1 protein-coding gene is annotated in these 946 nt (G+C 71.9%); it reads right to left on the bottom strand.

Annotated elements, in window-relative coordinates:
- Positions 1-946, bottom strand: a 946-nt coding sequence (ruvB, locus tag MFF58_RS31785; RefSeq protein ID WP_238294312.1) for a Holliday junction branch migration DNA helicase RuvB, incomplete at both ends; no start/stop codon positions are given.

Raw genomic sequence — 946 nt, 5'->3', positions numbered from 1 at the left:
GGGCTGCGCGATTCCGAGGTGCTGGTAGGCGTGTCGGGTGAGGATGCGGCCCCGGGGGGTGCGCTGCACGAAGCCGCGCTGGATCAGGTAGGGCTCGATGATGTCCTCGATGGCGTCGCGCGGCTCCGACAGCGCCGCCCCGATCGTCTCGATGCCCACCGGCCCGCCCCCGAACGAGCGCGCGATCAGCCCGAGGTACTTGCGGTCCATCACGTCGAGCCCGGCCCCGTCCACGTCGAGCAGCTGCAGCGCCCGGTCGGCGATCGCCCGCGTCACCGTCTCGGCCTCCGCCACGATCGCGAAGTCCCGCACCCGCCGCAGCAGGCGCCCCGCGATCCGCGGCGTGCCCCGCGCCCGCCGGGCGATCTCGTTGGCCCCCTCCGCCGACATCCCGAGCCCCAGAACCCGCGCGCCCCGCGCCACGATCTGCTCCAGCTCGTCGATCTCGTAGAACTCCAGACGGATCGGGATCCCGAACCGGTCGCGCAGCGGCGTGGTCAGCAGCCCCGCCCGCGTCGTGGCGCCCACGAGCGTGAACTTGGGCAACTCGATCTTGACCGAGCGCGCCGCCGGTCCCTCGCCGATGATCAGGTCGAGCTGGTAGTCCTCCATGGCCGGGTAGAGGATCTCCTCCACCGCCGGGTTGAGCCGGTGGATCTCGTCGATGAACAGGACGTCGCGCTCCTCCAGGTTGGTCAGCTGCGCGGCCAGATCCCCCGCCTTGGCGATCACCGGACCGGACGTCGAGCGGAAGTTCACGCCGAGCTCGCGCGCCACGATCTGGGCCAGCGTGGTCTTGCCCAGGCCCGGCGGCCCGACGAACAGCACGTGGTCGAGCGCCTGCCCGGTCCGGCGCGCCGCCTCGATGAACACCTGCATGTTCGCCCGCGCCGCACGCTGCCCGATAAACTCGGACAGGCTCAGCGGACGGATCGTCTGGTCGGCG

It is taken from the genome of Methylobacterium longum (genome assembly GCF_022179385.1).
GTDB lineage: Bacteria > Pseudomonadota > Alphaproteobacteria > Rhizobiales > Beijerinckiaceae > Methylobacterium > Methylobacterium longum.
This window is presented reverse-complemented; position numbering and strand designations above follow the sequence as displayed.